Annotated in this window: 14 protein-coding genes; 5 read left to right on the top strand and 9 right to left on the bottom strand. The window is 64.0% G+C overall.

Features of this window, described 5'->3' with window-relative positions:
* Positions 1–1,494 carry a glutamine synthetase family protein gene (locus FOC40_RS03880; RefSeq protein ID WP_034511742.1) on the bottom strand — a complete coding sequence of 498 codons (1,494 nt, stop codon included), beginning with the start codon at positions 1,492–1,494 and terminating at the stop codon, positions 1–3.
* A gap of 188 nt (positions 1,495–1,682) precedes the next feature.
* On the opposite strand from FOC40_RS03880, the gene FOC40_RS10825 reads away from it, so the two are divergent.
* Both FOC40_RS10825 and FOC40_RS10865 read left to right on the top strand, forming a co-directional pair.
* Positions 1,683–2,258 (top strand): family 20 glycosylhydrolase, encoded by a 576-nt coding sequence (locus FOC40_RS10825; RefSeq protein ID WP_131240538.1) that lies wholly within the window; start codon positions 1,683–1,685, stop codon positions 2,256–2,258.
* Positions 2,259–2,272: 14 nt separating this feature from the next.
* Entirely contained in the window at positions 2,273–2,467 is a 195-nt protein-coding gene (locus FOC40_RS10865; RefSeq protein WP_039929251.1) for a hypothetical protein, read from the top strand.
* A 119-nt stretch (positions 2,468–2,586) separates the two neighbouring features.
* Here FOC40_RS10865 and FOC40_RS03865 read toward each other — a convergent pair whose 3' ends face one another.
* Together FOC40_RS03865 and FOC40_RS03860 are read right to left on the bottom strand one after the other, a co-directional pair.
* A complete protein-coding gene (locus FOC40_RS03865; protein ID WP_003794442.1) occupies positions 2,587–3,018 on the bottom strand; it encodes a MerR family transcriptional regulator in 432 nt (143 codons plus the stop codon).
* Positions 3,019–3,165: 147 nt separating this feature from the next.
* A complete protein-coding gene (locus tag FOC40_RS03860; RefSeq protein WP_196773361.1) occupies positions 3,166–3,792 on the bottom strand; it encodes a GNAT family N-acetyltransferase in 627 nt (208 codons plus the stop codon).
* Between the two features lie 242 nt (positions 3,793–4,034).
* On the opposite strand from FOC40_RS03860, the gene FOC40_RS10670 reads away from it, so the two are divergent.
* Entirely contained in the window at positions 4,035–6,557 is a 2,523-nt protein-coding gene (locus FOC40_RS10670) for a hypothetical protein (RefSeq protein WP_003794447.1), read from the top strand.
* Between the two features lie 18 nt (positions 6,558–6,575).
* Here the strand turns inward: FOC40_RS10670 and FOC40_RS03850 are convergent, their stop codons facing one another.
* Together FOC40_RS03850 and FOC40_RS03845 are read right to left on the bottom strand one after the other, a co-directional pair.
* Complete coding sequence (locus tag FOC40_RS03850; RefSeq protein ID WP_003794449.1) at positions 6,576–7,664, bottom strand: EcsC family protein; 1,089 nt, start codon at positions 7,662–7,664, stop codon at positions 6,576–6,578.
* A 65-nt stretch (positions 7,665–7,729) separates the two neighbouring features.
* Positions 7,730–8,764, bottom strand: coding sequence for an EcsC family protein (locus tag FOC40_RS03845; RefSeq protein WP_003794451.1), 1,035 nt, complete (start codon positions 8,762–8,764; stop codon positions 7,730–7,732).
* A gap of 163 nt (positions 8,765–8,927) precedes the next feature.
* On the opposite strand from FOC40_RS03845, the gene FOC40_RS03840 reads away from it, so the two are divergent.
* The gene (locus FOC40_RS03840) at positions 8,928–9,746 is read left to right on the top strand and encodes a YbjN domain-containing protein (protein WP_003794453.1); all 819 of its coding nucleotides are present in this window, start codon (positions 8,928–8,930) and stop codon (positions 9,744–9,746) included.
* Positions 9,747–9,836: 90 nt separating this feature from the next.
* On the opposite strand, the gene FOC40_RS03835 is transcribed toward FOC40_RS03840, so the two are convergent.
* A complete protein-coding gene (locus FOC40_RS03835) occupies positions 9,837–11,330 on the bottom strand; it encodes an alpha-amylase (RefSeq protein ID WP_003794458.1) in 1,494 nt (497 codons plus the stop codon).
* A 128-nt stretch (positions 11,331–11,458) separates the two neighbouring features.
* Positions 11,459–12,460 (bottom strand): EcsC family protein, encoded by a 1,002-nt coding sequence (locus FOC40_RS03830; RefSeq protein WP_003794459.1) that lies wholly within the window; start codon positions 12,458–12,460, stop codon positions 11,459–11,461.
* Positions 12,461–12,603: 143 nt separating this feature from the next.
* Here FOC40_RS03830 and FOC40_RS03825 point away from each other — a divergent pair, with 143 nt between their 5' ends.
* Positions 12,604–13,476 (top strand): EamA family transporter, encoded by an 873-nt coding sequence (locus tag FOC40_RS03825; protein ID WP_003794461.1) that lies wholly within the window; start codon positions 12,604–12,606, stop codon positions 13,474–13,476.
* A 20-nt stretch (positions 13,477–13,496) separates the two neighbouring features.
* On the opposite strand, the gene FOC40_RS10665 is transcribed toward FOC40_RS03825, so the two are convergent.
* Positions 13,497–14,420 (bottom strand): hypothetical protein, encoded by a 924-nt coding sequence (locus FOC40_RS10665; protein WP_231126058.1) that lies wholly within the window; start codon positions 14,418–14,420, stop codon positions 13,497–13,499.
* Positions 14,413–15,210: a DUF6318 family protein gene (locus tag FOC40_RS03815; protein WP_003794464.1), complete on the bottom strand. Its 798-nt coding sequence runs from the start codon at positions 15,208–15,210 to the stop codon at positions 14,413–14,415. Before FOC40_RS03815 ends, FOC40_RS10665 begins: the two co-directional genes overlap by 8 nt.
* Between the last annotated feature and the right edge of the window lie 57 nt (positions 15,211–15,267).

Below are 15,267 nucleotides of genomic sequence, written 5' to 3'. Positions count from 1 at the left end.
TTAGCCGATGTGGAAGTAGCGTTCGACGAGTTCTTCCACCGAAATTCGCGAGTCGGCCAGGTCGTCGCGCAGGTGCATGTCTCCGAGTGCAACCAAGTGAGACGCCCACGAATCAATGAGGCCGGCGGGGAACACGCCCTTCGCCTCGTAGTCCTCGCGCTGGGTGAGGAGCCTACCGGCGGCCTCGAAACAGGAGCCGGGCAGCTGATCGAGGTCGGGGGTCTGCGAGGCGTCGCCGTCGACCTTGCGTTCGCGCGCGTAGTCGGCCATGCCCGGTTCGGTCAGCCCGATACGTGCCGCGACAGCGATACCGGCCAGCAGCAGGTGGACGGCCGCAGAACCGTCGGGGCTGCGCAGCTCGACCGTTTGCGAGTCATTCGGCAGCTCGTCGATCGGAGGCTCGGCGGGGTTCGCATCACGGAACATCGAGTCGTCAATGTTCTGCCATCCCAGGGGCACGCGCACGAGGACGGAGCGGTTACGGTCGCCCCAGCAAATCGCCGTGGGGGCCTCCTGATGCGGCACGAGGCGCAGGAAGGAGGTGGGGACCGTGTTGCCAAAGGCGGTCAGGGAAGCGGCATGCGACAGGTAACCGCCGATGACCTTCAGGGCCGTCTCCGTCAGGCCCGATCCCGTCGAGAACTGGTTGACACCGTCCTTGACGAGGCGGGTATGGAAGTGCATGCCCGAACCGGCCTGGCCAACCGCGATCTTCGGAGAGAAAGAGACGTGAATGCCGTAGGAGTGGGCAACCTCGCGCAGCACCCACTTGGCGAGCACCATCTGGTCGGCGGCATCCAGGGCATCCACGGGCAGAAATTCGATCTCCTGCTGGACCATCTGACGACCGTCGGACACGAAGTTACCGACCTCCGAGTGAGCGTACTTGACCGAGCACCCCATGGACACCAGGTGCAAGAGGGTCTCCGTGCGCACGCTCTCCCACTTCGAGAAGGGCCCCGATTCGTGGTAGCCGCGCTGCGGTTCGACAGGGAACAGGTCCTCCTCGTCGGAGAAGAGGTAGTACTCGAGTTCACCGAGGGCCTGCAGTTCACAACCCGTCTCCTCCTTCAGGGCTCGCTGGGCCTTGCGCAGAATCTCCTGCGGCGCCGAGGCCAGGGGCTTGCCGTCGACGTCGTAGAAGCCGCACAGGATATCCAGGGTCGGAATGTGCGAGAAGGGGTTGAGGAAGGACGTGGCCAGGCGGGGCACGACGTACAGGTCCGAGGAGGTTGCCTCGACGAAGGCGAAGAGCGACGAGCCGTCGACGCGCTCACCCAGCGTCAGCACACGATCCAAGTGCGCCTTGGACTGAATCGCGAAGTTCAGCGTCTTCAGGCGACCGTCCCCTCCGATATAGCGCAGGTTGAGCATCCTGATGCCGTTGTCCTCGATATAGCCAATGATGTCGGCTTTCGTAAATTCCTTCGCCGGCTTTCCGAGTGCAGCAACGAGGGGATTTGGACTGAGGGAAACGGTGTCGGTCGACAGCATGAAGCACTCCTCTTTGAGTATGACTGGATTCACATCAGCACGACCATTGTAGACCCATTCAACAAACCTGACAGTCGGGAGATAATCGCAACCTTTCAACAATTCCGCAGATTGACGAACGAAAACGTTCCGCATCATTAGTGACGCTTGTTACACTGTTGTAGCCAAGTCCAAGGAGCCACCATGGAATTGCTCCTGACCGTCATGGCGCCCTACCGACCCACGCTGGAGCCGATATCCGCGCCTATCCCCACCTGGGAAACCCCGCCCGCGTCAATAAGGCGCCCCATGGGGTCAACGAAACGCTCTGGCCCAGCGCCGCCTCTCTCAGCTTCGTCGAAGCGGCGTTCCATCACGCCTGCGCTCTCTTCCCCACTCCGACCATCCATATCGGAGGAGCATCGACCGACTGGGGGCCATGGGAATCCGACCTCTCGCTGAAGCGCGCAGGCCTCACCTCCGGCGCAGCGATTGAGCGGCACTTTATCGACCGGGCACTGCGCGCCCTCCACTTTCAGGGCAGGCGCGCGGCCGCCTGGGACTCCCTCACGAGGCCCTATCCGACTCCTCCACCGGGAACCACTCCCCTTGCCCACCGTCCCGGGAACACTGGCCGCCAGGCCGCCGAATCCTCTGGAGCGCCGTGGATCCTGGCGGACGCCGAGATTCTCACCCTCAGTCACCCTGGGCGAACCAGCAGCCCCCTCGAGCCCACCCACCCCTCTTCGACGACCCCACCCAGGCGTTGCGTGGGGAGCGACTGAAAGGAGTCGAGGCCGTGGCATGGTCCTCAACCATCACCACCCCAGACCTCCTCTTCTACCATCTCCTCCCCAGGCTCCTCGTCATCGCGGAAGCAGCGTGGCACGGGGAGGAGTCCCCGCCCTGGGACAAGCTGGCTCCCCTCATCGAACACGAGATGGCACACCTGCGGTGCACCATCCCCTACTGGAATCCACAGCGGCCACGATGAAGGGCCGCACACCCGAGTCGAATGCGCGGCCCCACGCCCCCTAGCGGGGCAGGGTTCGGAGCAGGCATGAACCCGCCCCACTAGGACTATGCAGGTGCTACGACCAGGCTTTCAGGCGCTCAGCAAGCGCGCGCCGCACCGTCCAAACGCTCGGCTTCCTGAACGTCCCCACCCCTGACCGCACGCCAGTAGGAAATTTTCGTCCGCAAGAACTCGCGACGCAGCTCAAGAATCTGCGCCTCTTCCTGCAAGCGCTCATCCTGCTGCTCCAGCAAGGTGATGAACTCGGAAACATCGCGCTCACCACCAAGGCCCAAGCGAACATACTCACGCATATCAGCAATCGACATGCCGGAGGCCGACAGGCACGACACCCACGTCAACAGCTCAAGGTCGTCTTCCTGATAGATACGGTGACCACTCGAGGGGTCACGCGCGATGGCGGGAATGACGCTCACATCCTCGTAGTAACGCAGGGTGGACGCGGGCAGCCCAACGAGCGCCGCTACCTCCTTGATGGAGTACGTGCGCCCGGAGCGAGTCCCTACCATGACTTCACCCTAAAAGACCTCAAGTCCTTGAAGTCAAGCGGAGGTGCGGGACGTGCATCACGCGCCGCGACCTGCACAAAGGCGCAATCGCTCATCTGTCGCCACGCAGAGTTGAGAATCGGCAGAAAACGCCTGAGCGCACCCGCGTTAGAGCAGCTCCGCACGCCTCTGGAAAGCCCAGATCGGACAGGTCTCCTCACGCATATGCACATCGACGCGGTCAAGGAGTTCACAACCGCCATTAAGATAGAAACGCGCATTCTTTTCCGTCGAGGTCACGAAGCCGTAGGCGCGCCCACCGCGCTTCGCCACGAAATCCGGCAGGACCTCGGAGACCAGCCAACGCCCCACGCCGCGACCACGCATGCTCGCGTCAACGGAGAGCACCTCGAGATACCAGTCGAAATCGCCATTATCGATGGCGATCTGATCAGATCGGTCGGTCACGTCGAGAAAATCAGCCACGAGGTGCGGGGAGGCGTAGCGGAAGAGCTCATAGCCTCCACTGAGGAAGTTACGCACCACGCCAACCTTGCGATCATGCATGAGCGCCGTTGCGACAACTTGCCCTTCATGCTCCACGACAAGTGCGTGACGTGCCCACTGATAGGAGGACGCGAGCATCCGATTAATCGCGGCCAGGCATTGTGGGTAACAGTCCGGCTGGTAGAGGTAGGGCTTGAGCATGATATGCAGCGGATAGTCAAGGAACCCCTCGGTGATAATGCGTGTCATTTCGGGAATATCGCCGCGCGTAGCGGGTCGACACTTCATGGGCCACCTCCTTCATCAACATGGGCACATGAGCAATTTGCTATCAAAAACCTAACTGCAGGTAGACACCTGTCATCCTACGGGATAGACACCAATCTAGCCTTGTCAACGAGGCGTGTTTTTCTTTGTCACTCGGACTTCTTTTATTTGACGATCGGTCAGGTAATCTTACATGCACTCCCCCTCGTTGCTTTGTATCCACGAACGGACGATAATCGAGTGGTTCATATCAGGAGGACTGCATGCGACTCTTTCGCGCCCTGTGCGCCATGCTCGGGGCACTACTCATCGTGTCGACGCTACCGTCGGGAGCCTACGCCGCCGACGGGCCGACACTGTCGGAGGCCTTCGTCCTGACCAAGGACGGCCAGCTCGTCGACACGCTGACCATCATTGATCCGTCCCGGACAATGAGTGAGTCGGCGTGCCAGCCCTACGCCGGTAAATCATCGGACCAGCATGTCGAGTTCGTGACGCGCGACGACGCAACCGTGTGCCACATGCAGCTCATGTACACGAATGCGGAGAATGAATCTGAGTTCTCCCTCGAGGACTCCGGCGAGTTCGTCATGACCGCTCACGCCGAGCGCACCCTCACCGAGTCTCGAAAGTTGTTCCACCCGGACTTGACGCTTAAGTCTCTGTCCCTAAGTGTCGAGGGAGAGGTACAGTCCGCCACCGCGGGAGCTTCCACGTCTGCAACGACGTACGAGGGCCGCACATTCTCCGTCACTTCCTGGACCGACACCGTCCCCCAAATGATCACCGTGAAAGGGTCTCTCACCCCTGGCGGCGACCCCAGTGCCGCGGCGACGACGAATGCACTGAAGGATCCGTGGGGCGTGACCCCGATGCCTACCTCGGCCTCGGCGAGCTCGAGCGTAGCACCGACGGCGGACGCTGCCGCCGCACCCGAAGAATCCTCCGATCCTCCGATCGCTCTTCTCATCGGTCTCATCGTTGGCCTCGTCCTTCTCGTCATCGGCATCGTGGTTGTCGTCTACGTTGTGCGTGCCAAGCGTGGAAAGAAAGCGACATCCGGAACGCAGGCCGCCACCCCGGCTTCGCATATACGCGGTCCCTCTCCTGCTCGTGGGAACGAGGGCGTGGAGCACTACGCCCCTCCGACACCGATTGCGCCCGCCGCTACGTCCGCTCCTGCTCCGGCTCCCACCAAGCGTCCTTCGGCCTCCCTGAATCCTCCGCAGCCGACGCCGCGTGACACCGGTTTCACGTGGGAGCACAAGTCGCGCCCGATGCCCACCGCTGCTCCCGTAGCTGCGACCCCGGAGGCTCCCAAGAGGCGACGCTCGCGCAAGGACCACAGGCCTGCGGTCTTCCCCGAGCGCCCCGCACAGCCGATGGCCGGCCAGCCGATGCCTGGCGCCGGCATGTCCGACGGCCCCCTCCAGGTCCCGATGACCGGCGTTTCTCAGCGCAGTGCGGCCCCGGCCGCACCCCCTGCTTCCCCGCAGGCTCCTACCGTCGCGCCTACCCCGGCCACCAGTCCGACACCCACGCAAGCGTCCCAGCCCGTCGTGACGGTGCCGCAGGCCGCAGCATCGGCACCACAGCGAGAGACTCACACGGAGTCCGCCTCTGATTCCTCGCTTCATCGTCGTTCGCGCCAGGCCTCGGAGGCTCAGCAAGCGGCCGACGCTCAGCCGGTGTTCCCGAGCAGACGTTCACAACGTCAGGTGGTCCGCGACGCGCATGTTCCTCAGCCTATTCCGGCCCCCGGAGAAGCACCTGCAGCACAGCAGGTGCCGATTCCCGTGCCCATGCCTCCCGTTCCGCCCGTGCCGCCGCCTCCCGCGAGCGCCGTCGACGCTCCCAAGACGATGCTAATCCCGAAGGTCCGCCAGGCTGCTATTCCGGTGCCCAAGCCCGTCGTGGAACCCGAGCCGATCGTCGAACCGGAACCCGTCGTGGAACCCGAGCCCGTCGCGGTGGTCGAGCCTGAACCGATCGTCGAACCGGAACCCGTCGCGGTGGTCGAGCCTGAACCGATCGTCGAACCGGAACCCGTCGCGGTGGTCGAGCCTGAACCGATCGTCGAACCGGAACCCATCGCGGTGGTCGAACCGGAACCCGTCGCGGTGGTCGAGCCCGAACCCGTCATCAAGCCGGAGCCCGTCGTGGCGGCTGAGCCCGATCCGATCGTCGAACCCGAACCGATCATCGAACCTGAACCGATCGTCGCGCCGGACCCCGTCGTCGAGCCGGAGCCCGTCGCGGAACCCGCCCCGGCCTCGTCGATGTTGTTTATTGATGACGCGGAGATGCCGACCGCGCAGATTCGTCGTGTCCGCCGGGAGAGGCCCGCAGACTGGGGGACGCCCGAGTCGGCCGCGCCGGTGCAACAGCCCGAGCCCGCCCCTCAGGTGTCCACTCCCCCGATGACGCCGGCTCCGTTCGAGCAGAGTGCGCCCGCCATGCCTTCGGTCGTCGAACAGCCGCAGGCCCCCGCATCCCCGCAGATGCCTGCCGCCTTCCAGGCGCCGGCCGCTGCGACCCCCTTCCAGGAGGACTGGAACGCGGAAATCTCCCAGAAGAAGGAAGCCCCGCGCGAGCAGGAAGGTGATAAGAAGCGCCGCGGGCTGTGGGGCTGGGGCAAGCGCCGCAAGAAGCGCAACGAGGCCGCCACCGCGCCCGAACCCGAGATCGATGAGCCGATCGAGTCCTCTCACGCGCCGATGATTTCAGTCGACGCGCAGGACGAGGATGACTGGAACGACTGGCAGAACTGGAACTCGCGCAGCTAACCGAGCGCCGGGGAGCGCCTATAGGCGGCTCTCGACCTTGGCAAACTCGACGTAGTGCGCGAGCTCCTCATCCAGATCATCCGGATTGTCTGCCCCATCGGACGTGGCCTCGGCCTCTACATCCGCTTCGTCCTGTCCGTAGCGCTCCAACAGGAGGCGCTCTCGGTAGAGGTTGTCCGCTGTCACGCCGATGGTACGGATGAGGGATGCATTGAGGGCCATGCCGACGATAATGCCGATAATCGGCAGGATCTGCGCCATCTTCATGCCGACGAGACGCGCTCCCAGGGCCGCGAACAAGGAGTTCACGGACGCCGTCAGCGCATTGTTCCCGATGCTCTCCATCGATCCGCGTTTGGTGAGCTTGCGCACCACCTTGTTAAACATGCGCATCGAGGTCTCCTTCTCGACGGCATGGTCACCAACCGTGCTACGCGGGGCGATCGCCTGGGATAAAACCATCGCGGAAAACAGCTTTTCAGCTGGGTCCTTCGTGTCATAGCCGTAGTAGGCAGCCGTGTGGGACACGAGGCGCGCAGAGGAAGCCAAGAACGTCGCGATATCGAGGCCGATCGCCCCCACGATCACGCCGATACCGGGTGCCGATGCGATGCCCAGACCGAGGAGGGCAGCGACCGACCCTCCCGTCGCGAATATGCTGCTCACCGCTCCCTCGGTCGCGGTAGCAACGGCGTATCCGACCTTCAGGTGGGGCCTGACCAATTGGATCTCGGCCAGGTTGAGGTTTCGGATGTCCTCGAGGCACTCGATGTCGTTGCCCGCCCGGCGATACGCCTTCACAATTCGCTTTCGCGGAACTGAGGATTCGGCGGCTGACGTTGTCTTCTCGACGAGCCCCAGGACAGCCGATGAGGTCTTGTCCGCAATCGCGGCCCCGCCGGGCACCTTGCGCGCGAGGTCGGCCATCTTTTTCAAAGGGGTGAGCACGTACGAACGGATGCGCTGAGTGATGACGCGAGGACTGCGCGGGCTGATCTGAGCAGCCTTCCATTCTTGGATCGCATCCCACTGCGCACGATCGTCACCGGTCATGCGCTGACGTATGTCGTCAGCTTCGCTGTCCGCTTCCTTTAAACAATCCGGCATACCCCCAGCCTACACGGCCGACAATCGCGATTTCATGGAACCGCGGGAGCGAGACTGCCACTCCCCTACGGGCGGCTCTCGGCCTCGGCGATCTCCACGTAGCGCGCGATGTCTGCGCTCAGCTCCTGGGTATCGGCAGGCCTCACCAGGTCCGTGGAGGCACCGTCGCCAGGCTCCACGCGGCCGTAGCGTTCGGCGAGGAAGCGCTCGCGATACAGGTGATCGGCGGTCTCTCCGATGGTGCGCATCAGGGCGGCATTGAGCCCGGCACTCACGACGACGCCCGCGACGGGGACGATCTGCGCGAGCTTGCGGGATGCCAGGCGCACGCCCATCGCACTGAAGAGGGAGTTCATCGCGCTCACGACCACGTTGCTGCCGAGGCCGTCGAGCGAACCGCGCCGGGCGAGGTCGCGCATCACCTTATTGAAGGCCAGCATCGTCGTCTGCTTTTCAACGACGAAATCGCGACCGCTGCCCGTCGGATCGATCGCCTGTGAGAGCACCATCGTGGAGAAGAGTCGCTCAGTCGGGTCCTCCGAGTCGTAGCCGTAGTACGCGGCCGTGTGCGCAACGAGGCGGGTCGCGGCAGCCAGGAAGCTCGTGATATCAACGGCGATCGCCGAGGCCGTGACGCCCACTCCCGGGGCGGAAGCCACGCCCATGCCAAGCACTGCGGCAACGGAACCACCCGAGGCGAAGACGCCGCTCACCGCGCCCTCGGCGGCCGCGGTCGTCGAATAGGCCAGGCTCAGGCGGGGCTTGACGGTGAGGACGTCGTCGAGCGTCAGAGAGCGGATGTCCTGCAGGGTCCGCACGTCAAAGCCCGCGGAACGATAGGCCTTGAGGATGCGCTTGCGGCGCACCGAGGCCTCGGATGCGGAGGCTGCCAGCTCGACGAGGCCGAGGGCAGCGGAGGACACGGTTCGGGTCAGCGCCTCGCCGCCGGGCACCTTGCGCGCGATGGACACCGCCTTACCCAGGGGCGCAAGGGCCGCCGAGCGGACGCGCTGGGAGATGACTCGGGGGCGGATCGGGCGCATCTGCACGTCCTTCCACCGCTGGATTTCGTCCCAATGGGCGGCGTCGGACTCGCTCATGCGTGCACGCAGATCGTCAGACATGCTCTCCCCGTTTCTCTCGCGGTCGCTAACTCACCAACACTACACAGTGAGGGCCTCTTGCGAGGCTGTAGCGCCGCCGCGTCCCCTGTTATGCTTGTGACCTGGTAGTCAGATTCGGCCTCGATACGAAGGAGCTCCCGTGGAATCTCGTGAGTCGCTCATCAACCAGATCGCTCTTCTCCATGAGGAGAAGGAACACCAGAAGATCATCGCACTCATCGAGGGCCAGCCCCCGGCCGCGATGGACTACGAGCTGACGAGCCTGCTGGCGCGCGCCTACATCAATTACGCTCAGCCCTACATGGATTCTTTCCAGGAACACATCAAGCACGCGGTGGAGCTGCTGCGCAGCGTCGAGGCCGAGGGCATGGCAGACCCGCAGTGGTACTACCGCATCGGCACCGCCCTGTACTGGCAGGACGAGGAGGAAAGTGCCATCACGTACCTGGAGCAGTGCCTCGCGATGGACCCGACCCACGAGGACGCTCCACAGGTCATCGAGGAGTGCAAGCGCGCCCTCGAGCGTCGCACAGTCATACGTCCCCTCGACATGCATGCACTTATCGACTTCTTCGAGCGCAACGACTACAGGTACGACGTTGAGGACAATCGCCTGCGCACGGGCTTCACGAACGGCTACTACGTGTTCTCCGTGATCGACGACGGAGCGGACCTGAGCATGTGGGGCGGTATCCGCGAGGATGTGTCGATGGAGCTGCGCCCGCGCCTCATCCAGGCGTGCAACGACTGGAACGCGGCAACCAAGTGGCCCAAGGTCTACGTGGCGACGCTGGACGACGGCACGCAGCGCGTGTGCGCCGAGCAGTTCGTCTCGTCTCGCTACGGCATGACTGACGCGCAGGTGTCGATCAACATCGACCGTTTCATTTCCGCGTCCGAGTCCTTCTTCAAGGAGCAGATCGAGCGCATCCCCGCACTGGGTGGCGCGAGCGAGTAACGCTCGCACAGAAACGTTCCTCGGCCTCGTCTTTTCGGACGAGGCCGGGGTTCGTTATACGGTCACTGCCCGAGGCGCTGCGCCAATGCTCTACGCATTGCTGCGGGGCACGTAGACGCTGAGGCCGCCGTCGCTGACCACGCCCGTGAGGGTCCCGTCATCCGCGACGAGCACGGACGGGTGGTCACCGATGATGCACTCCCACGCCTGGCCTGCGTGGCGTGTTCCCACGTAGAGGGTCTTCTCAGCGGCCATTCGATCGGAGAGGATGACGGCGCAGCCGGAGCCGGGGATCTCGTCCTTGCCTTCGCGGGCAAAGCCCACCACGTCGGGATGATCAAAAGCATTGTGCTGCGGGCCGACAGCCGCGCGGGCTCGGATACTCATGAGGACCGGCAGCTCACGCACGGCGGGCAGGTCGTCGGACTCGGGGGAACCCAGAAGGTCACCCCAGAACACGCAGGGAACCCCGGCTTCGTTGAAGAGGATGAGGGCGTAGGCGGCCGCCTTGAACCAGGGGGCGACCGTGGAGGCCAGGGACTGGCCGGGCTGCGTGTCGTGGTTTTCGACAAAGGTGACTGACTTGTCCGGATGGGAGGCAGTCAGCGTGTTCTCCCACAGGCGCGCCAGGTCCACGTTGCCATCCGAGACCGAGGCCTGGTGGAGGTGGTAGTGCAGGGGGACGTCGAAGAGCATGACGTTGGGGACTCGCTCCAGGTAGTCCTCGAGCTCGCGCACGTCCCCGCTCCAGTACTCGCCGACAGCGGGCAGCAGGCGGCCCGTGGAGGTACGCAGGTCCTCGAGCCAGCGCGCGTAGAAGTCCGATCCCACGTGCTTGACGGCGTCGAGGCGCAGCCCGTCCACGCCGGTCGTCTCGACGTACCACTTGCCCCAGCGGTCCAGCTCCTCGCTGACGCGGGGGTCGGTGACGTGCACGTCGCAGCCCATCAGATAGTCGAAGTTGCCGAACTCGGTGTCGACGGACTCGTTCCACTGCTTGCCTTCGAAGAGCCACAGTCCGTTGCGCTTCGTGGCTTCATCCCAGTCGATGCCGTGGAAGCACGTCCAGTCCCACGTGAAGTCCGAGTACGCGCCCGCGCGCCCCGGGAACGTGAAGCGGGTCCACGCCTCGATCGTCTCGGGCTCCCCGATGGCCTCGTGGCGGTTCTGGGGGTTGATCGGGGTGGCTCGCACGGTCTCGGTCGCGTCGGCGCCCATGCGGTGGTTGAGGACGATGTCGGCGCACACGGCGATTCCCGCCTCGTGCAGGGCCTCGATGGCGCCCAGGTACTCGTCCTTCGTCCCATACTTCGTAGGCACAGTACCCTTCTGGTCGAACTCGCCCAGGTCGTACAGGTCGTAGACGCCGTAGCCAACGTCGTTGATGGCGGCTTGCCCCTTGTATGCGGGCGGCAGCCAGATGATGGTGACGCCCAGGTCCGCAATCTCCTGGGCGTGCTGGGCGAGGTAGCGCCAGTGGCTCGCGTCCGGTGCCATGTCCCAGGCGAAAGCCTGCAGGATCAGCGGGCCCGCCTCCGTCAGGGACGAGGCCAGGGCCGGTTCGATCGTCTCATTCACCCGCATATCGTGGCAGGTTTGCCCGCCCCCGGGCGCGCGAGAATGGGAAACAGTGGCGGGGTATACACGGTAACGAGGCCGGGGCTGGGTACCGCTGATGCGCGCGGTACGGCCCCGGCCTCGTCGGTGGTGCGTTACTTGCGGCGCCCAAGGCGTCCCTTAACGCTGGAGAGAGTGGAGGCGGCGCTCGACGCACCGTCGGCGATACCCGAGGCCGCGCTCTTGGCACCGACCATCACGACCTTCGCTTTGCCACGCAGGCCCTTCTTGATAGTTGTCGCCGTCTCAGGTGTTTGTCCCTGCCTGGTCGCGCCGAGGCGATGCCGGTCCCACTCGTCGACGTCGACGCCGGGGGGCGGGATCTCGCGCAGGTGCTCTTTGAGGAGCGCGGACTGGGACTGGAGCGCCATGAAGGTCAGGCCACTCGATACGAATCCGCCGATGACGGGGACGATCTTCGAGAATCCCTTGGCGGCTGTGCTCTTCGTGATGTTGATGCCGATGAGGCGCAGGCTGTGCTTGACGACCGGGTACCAGGTGATGCTCATAAGGGCACGCTTGGTCGCGTGATTCCGGTATGCGGTCTTGGCGGCCACGCGCGCAAACGCCGTCAGGGACTGGGCGGCGCCCCCGACCCCCAGCATGACGCCGAAAAACACGGCGAGCACGCCGAGCGTGTCATCGTCAGCGTCTCGCCCGTCCGGGAGGAGATCTCCCCAGCCGTACAGGTAGGCGAGCTTTTGCATGATCCTCAACGCGTGCGCGTAGTACTGCATCAGGTCCGCGGGGATCGTGCCGAGCATCGCGAAGCCGCCGGGGATACCCGCGACGAAGGAGATGGCCGCCGACTTGTTCGTCTCGTAGGAGATCGCTTCCTCTGCAAGCCTGTCGATCTCGGTCAGGGAGACTCCGGCGAGCAGCGGGCTCGAGTCGATTGCGCGTGCGATTGCGTCGTCACCCATGCGGAGCTTGCGCAGCTCCTGGTGCAGGAACTCCTCGCGGTTGACGCGCACGCCGGGCACGCGCACGACCTTCGCCAGGAACTCGAGCGCTCGCTGTTCCGGCTCGGATTGCTGCCCTGTGGCAACTCCAGCCGTCTGGCTGTTGCGGGCACGGGCGTTCATCATGTCGGGCATCGAGCTCCTCCTCGTCTGACGACGCGCGGACAGCGCGCATCCGGTCCCACTCTAGCGAGCGACGCCCACTCAGCGCAGGCCTCACGAGGCCGGGGCTGAGTTCTGCTCCCACGTACCTCCCGTTCCGGGCATAGGCTGGTCTCATGTGGATCCTCGCTGCCTGCTTGTCAGCCCTGTTCGCAGGGCTGACTGCCGTCCTTGCGAAGGCGGGCGTCGCGTCAACGAACTCGACGGTTGCGACGGCGCTGCGCACGGTTGTCGTGGCCGCGGGGGCGTGGGGCATGGCGGCGCTGACCGGAACAGCCTCCGGGATTGCGTCTATCGATGGGACTTCTACGCTGTTCCTGATGCTGTCCGGGTTGGCGACGGGGGCCTCGTGGCTGTGCTATTTCGCAGCGTTGTCTCGAGGGGACGTGTCCCGCGTGGCGCCGATCGACAAGCTGTCGACGGTCCTCGCGATCATCCTCGCTCTCGTCCTGCTGGGCGAGCCGGTGAGTTTGTGGGGCGCGGGCGGGGTTGTCGCGATCACGGCGGGAACGCTTCTGATGGTGGAGCCCTCCGACCTGTCTGGCTTGCCTCGTGCGCTGCGCGGGGGCGGGAGCTGGCTGACATTCGCGCTCGCGTCCGCTCTGTTTGCGGCTCTGACGTCGATCCTCGGGAAGGTCGGTATTTCGGGCGTTGATCCGACGCTGGGGACGGCGATGCGCACGATGGTGGTGTTGGCGATGGCGTGGGTGATCGTAGGCGCGCAGGGGCACCTGGGCGAGGTTCGGTCGGTCCCCGGCCGTGAGCTGGCGTTTATCGTCGCGTCGGGCGCTGCGACATGCGCGTCGTGGCTGGCGTACTATCACGCGCTGAAGGATGGACCCGCCTCGGTCGTCGTGCCCATCGATAAGCTGTCGATCCTCGTGACCGTCGCCGTGTCGGCCGTGGCGTTTCACGAGCGTTTCACACCGCGCTACCTGCTCGGCCTGGCCCTCATGTGCGCGGGAACGGCGGCCATGGTGGTGGCGTAGATTCGCATCTGCTCGACGTTCTAGTGGCCTCGTTTTTCTTCTGAGGTGTCGGTGTTGTTGACGATAAGCTGCCCCAGCGGGAACGGGCCGGTCGTCTCGGTAGTGGTGACCAGGCCGTTGATGGTCTGAGTGTCACCCGTGAAGGGGTTGGTGGCCGTGCCCGCCCAGGTGGTGGTGAGTGTGATGGTGCGCGTGGCGGACGGGTAGGGCCCGTCCAGGAAAGACTTCCACCCGCTCGGCGCCTTGTAATAGTGACGAATCAGGGCGGGGTCGGTGTTGGGGTCCATGCCCTCTTGCCAGGGCATTCCCGGCGAGGTCGTGGTCAAGTCCGGGGTTCCATCTCCCCAGCTCCACGTGTAGGACGTGGCCGTCAGAGTAATGGTGATGGCGTGGCCCAACAGCGTAACGGTGCGGGTCTGCGTGGGATGCGTGGCCGCGACGAGCGTAGGAATGTACTTGTTCGTGTACGAGACACCTTCGGGCCGCTTATGAAGACCTGCGCCGTCGGCATGAATCGTCGTCGCTGCGTAGTAGAGGATCTCCCGCGTGGTTGGCAGCTGCCCCGCGTTACTACCGTCCCCCTTCCGCGTAATGTGCGCACACACGAATGGGGCAGATTCGGTCCCATCCGGCAACGTCACTGTATGCATCGTGTGACCATCGCACTTATCATCCTCCGCATAGACGTGCGCCTCTGCGCTTGCATCAGCAGAATTCGACAAACGGATCGACTCATCATTTGGTGATTCCGTGCTGGGCTGAACACCGCTGTCGTACTGTCTTTTCCCTTGTCGAAGAAGCGCATCGATATCGCCATCGTGCGCGTCTGTATTAAAAATCGGAGGAGGATCAGATTCTTCTGCCTGCACTGACTGGGGTAGAAGCACAACTGCAAGAATTGCCAGAACGATTGCTGGCCAGACTCCGAAGATCTTCTTAGTCATTAGCTTTTTCCATCCCAGCTCGAGTCACGACCCAGCGCCCATCTTCCCATGTCATCACTAATGCGAAGATGGAATGATACGGCTGCTCACGCACGAATATGCTCTTCTTCCGACAAATCGTCCCGTCCGCTGAACTAATCGCGAAGACCACCGCGACCGCGTTGGAGTCCCCCTCTCCGTCCGACGACTCGGCAGGTTCAAGCTTCAGAACATGTTCCACGCTCGACGAATTGTTGTATAGCCAACCCTCACCGTAAAGGGCATTAATCCTCTGCATCACCTCACGAGCGAACTGAGAATCGCCAGCAGACATATCTTCAAAAAGCGTTGTGTCTCCGGTGTTCCACGCATAGACCATGAGGGCGAGATAATGTTCGGCAGCTGCTTCGGCTCCTCGCTCACTGTTTTCCTTGGCTGCCTTGGGTAGTTCGGGCTTCGTGTACGTGTCCGCGGCGAACTCGGCTGGTCGCACGAGGACTCCGTCGGGGCCAATCTCGTACCCACCCGACATTGCAGGCTCGCTGGACACTGTTGGCGCGGGCGCTGGATGAACCGTGGGTGTCGCCGCGGCGCTGGGGTTCTCGCTCCACGAGCCGATGCCCGCAGCCAGCCTGTAGGCTACAACACATGCCACAGCCACCAGCACAGTAAGACCGATGCCGATCACCCACGGGCGCAGCGCTGCTCGTGTGTCCACTATGGAGCGCTTCTTGCGGCGTGACGGCGGGGCGAGGAAGGCCTGCTCTTCTTCCTCGGTGACGGGTCGCTCGGATAGGGGTGGGACCTTCATGGTGTGTGTGCCTCCACGGTGAGGTGTCCTCCGACGCGCCCCCACCCTTGGGAGCGC

Source organism: Schaalia odontolytica, from assembly GCF_009730335.1.
GTDB lineage: Bacteria > Actinomycetota > Actinomycetes > Actinomycetales > Actinomycetaceae > Pauljensenia > Pauljensenia dentiphila.
Note: the sequence above shows the minus strand (reverse complement) of the source record. Positions and strands in the feature narration are given on the sequence as shown.

Excerpts from the sequence above, each read along its gene's own strand:
- FOC40_RS03880 (WP_034511742.1), bottom strand. The coding sequence starts at position 1,494 with ATGCTGTCGACCGACACCGTTTCCCTCAGTCCAAATCCCCTCGTTGCT.
- FOC40_RS03865 (WP_003794442.1), bottom strand. The coding sequence starts at position 3,018 with ATGGTAGGGACTCGCTCCGGGCGCACGTACTCCATCAAGGAGGTAGCG.
- FOC40_RS03860 (WP_196773361.1), bottom strand. The coding sequence starts at position 3,792 with ATGAAGTGTCGACCCGCTACGCGCGGCGATATTCCCGAAATGACACGC.
- FOC40_RS10670 (WP_003794447.1), top strand. The coding sequence starts at position 4,035 with ATGCGACTCTTTCGCGCCCTGTGCGCCATGCTCGGGGCACTACTCATC.
- FOC40_RS03850 (WP_003794449.1), bottom strand. The coding sequence starts at position 7,664 with ATGCCGGATTGTTTAAAGGAAGCGGACAGCGAAGCTGACGACATACGT.
- FOC40_RS03845 (WP_003794451.1), bottom strand. The coding sequence starts at position 8,764 with ATGAGCGAGTCCGACGCCGCCCATTGGGACGAAATCCAGCGGTGGAAG.
- FOC40_RS03835 (WP_003794458.1), bottom strand. The coding sequence starts at position 11,330 with ATGCGGGTGAATGAGACGATCGAACCGGCCCTGGCCTCGTCCCTGACG.
- FOC40_RS03830 (WP_003794459.1), bottom strand. The coding sequence starts at position 12,460 with ATGCCCGACATGATGAACGCCCGTGCCCGCAACAGCCAGACGGCTGGA.
- FOC40_RS03825 (WP_003794461.1), top strand. The coding sequence starts at position 12,604 with ATGTGGATCCTCGCTGCCTGCTTGTCAGCCCTGTTCGCAGGGCTGACT.
- FOC40_RS10665 (WP_231126058.1), bottom strand. The coding sequence starts at position 14,420 with ATGACTAAGAAGATCTTCGGAGTCTGGCCAGCAATCGTTCTGGCAATT.
- FOC40_RS03815 (WP_003794464.1), bottom strand. The coding sequence starts at position 15,210 with ATGAAGGTCCCACCCCTATCCGAGCGACCCGTCACCGAGGAAGAAGAG.